The sequence below is a fragment of the Megasphaera sp. AF13-6AC genome (assembly GCF_027685385.1).
GTDB classification, from domain to species: Bacteria; Bacillota; Negativicutes; order Veillonellales; family Megasphaeraceae; genus Megasphaera; species Megasphaera micronuciformis.
The window spans coordinates 1,613-3,242 of record NZ_JAQCUN010000134.1 but is presented as its reverse complement, the minus strand read 5'-3'; the positions used below and the strand labels follow the sequence as shown (position 1 = coordinate 3,242).

Annotated in this window: 3 protein-coding genes; 1 reads left to right on the top strand and 2 read right to left on the bottom strand. The window is 47.3% G+C overall.

Features of this window, described 5'->3' with window-relative positions; all coding sequences use genetic code 11:
- Positions 1-160: 160 nt before the first annotated feature.
- The gene (locus tag PGX78_RS07030; protein ID WP_270446131.1) at positions 161-529 is read left to right on the top strand and encodes a LysR family transcriptional regulator; all 369 of its coding nucleotides are present in this window, start codon (positions 161-163) and stop codon (positions 527-529) included.
- Here the strand turns inward: PGX78_RS07030 and PGX78_RS07025 are convergent.
- Together PGX78_RS07025 and PGX78_RS07020 are read right to left on the bottom strand one after the other, a co-directional pair.
- Positions 456-980 (bottom strand): hypothetical protein, encoded by a 525-nt coding sequence (locus PGX78_RS07025; protein ID WP_270446129.1) that lies wholly within the window; start codon positions 978-980, stop codon positions 456-458. The two genes, PGX78_RS07030 and PGX78_RS07025, sit on opposite strands and share 74 nt — an antisense overlap.
- A 93-nt stretch (positions 981-1,073) precedes the next feature.
- Positions 1,074-1,630: diaminopimelate decarboxylase family protein (locus PGX78_RS07020; protein ID WP_442864811.1), on the bottom strand; the 557-nt coding region annotated here is incomplete at its 5' end.

Below are 1,630 nucleotides of genomic sequence, written 5' to 3'. Positions count from 1 at the left end.
TTCATCACTGTCACTCCGTTTTCCGTACTGACGGGCAGTACTGAACTTACTGTACGATAATTGTCTCTTTTACCGCCTTATTATATAATAAGGAAAAATAATTTGTAAAATAGATGAATTCGATTGAATCAATTTGTTTTTCAGATACTTGGAGATGTTTATGAACACGGAAACACTGCGTACCTTTATTGCCGCCGCTCAAATTAAAAACTTTACCAAAACGGCGGAACACCTTTTCATTGCCCAATCAACGGTAACAAACCGAATTTTCGACTTGGAGAGTGAAATCGGCAAGCCCCTTTTTACACGCAAACATAAGCAGATTGAGCTGACCGAGGCGGGTCTGCAGTTTTTAGACTATGCGAAGCAACTCGTCGATTTGGAAACAACGGCTTTACAAACAGTCCGCTCTTCCCTTTCACCCGACGAACGCCTGCGTATCGGTACGACCAACACTATTTACGAGTGCCGCCTGCAACACGCTCTGCGAAAGTGGATGAAAGCCAAACCTCTAAGCACGATCTCTTGACGACCCGATCCGAATACGAAAAAATGACACCTGCCAACATCCCGCCCACGACGGGGCTGACAAGAGACGTAATCCATACATATCTCAAAGTCGGTACAAAGTATAAGGCCAGTTGCAAAAAAGACAGGACAAAGGCCGTCGCCACATACGGGCGAAAAATCCCGCCCGTAACCGGAACACGCCGCTGCAACTGCCCGTAACCGCCCTTTTTACCGAAGACGGCATGAGTCAAAAAGAGGCTTGCAACAAACAGTCCCGCCCAAAGACCGATCCCTTCCGAAGCATATAATGTCACACTGAGGCACCACAAAAGACAGATTAAATTGTGTAAAACGACAGCCCGCACCGATACGCTCCCCTTTCGGTACGCATAGACCCCGCCTGCACCGATGACGATGAGAGCAAACAAATGAAAGGTCGTAACCGCTTCAAAGGCATGGAACATACTCATCTCTCCTTTTCTTACATACTACCATGAAGGGAAGGTACAAGCCAAACAAAAAAGGCGTTTCTGCCGAAACGCCTTCGAGTGATAATGCGGTTCTTATAAATCGGAAAAATCCAAGGTAGCAAAGAGGTCGTCAACCGTTTCGGCACGACGAATTTGCGTAACACTATGGTCCTTGTGCATGAGCAATTCTGCCGAACGAAGTTTACCGTTGTAGTTAAAGCCCATAGAATGCCCGTGAGCACCCGTGTCATGGATGACGAGAATATCGCCGTCCTTAATCTCGGGCAGGCGGCGATCGACAGCGAATTTATCGCAGTTTTCGCAAAGGGATCCCGTTACGTCATATACGTGATCGGCCGGTGCCTCTTCTTTTCCCAGAACGGTCAGGTGGTGATAGGCTCCGTACATGCCGGGACGCATGAGATTTGCCATGGAAGCATCCGTACCGATGTAATGTTTCCAAATATCCTTATGGTGAATTGCCGTTGTTACCAAATAGCCGTAAGGGCCCGTAATGGCACGTCCGCATTCAAAGGAGAGGCGAATATCATCCAATCCGTTAGGAACCATAATCTTTTCAAACTGATCCTTAATGCCGGCACTCAATACATCATAGTCGACAAAACTTTCTTCCGGGCGATAGGGTAAGC

What these genes read in the sequence shown, in the direction of transcription:
- PGX78_RS07030 (WP_270446131.1), top strand. Translation starts at nt 161, where the DNA reads ATGAACACGGAAACACTGCGTACCTTTATTGCCGCCGCTCAAATTAAA.
- PGX78_RS07025 (WP_270446129.1), bottom strand. Translation starts at nt 980, where the DNA reads ATGAGTATGTTCCATGCCTTTGAAGCGGTTACGACCTTTCATTTGTTT.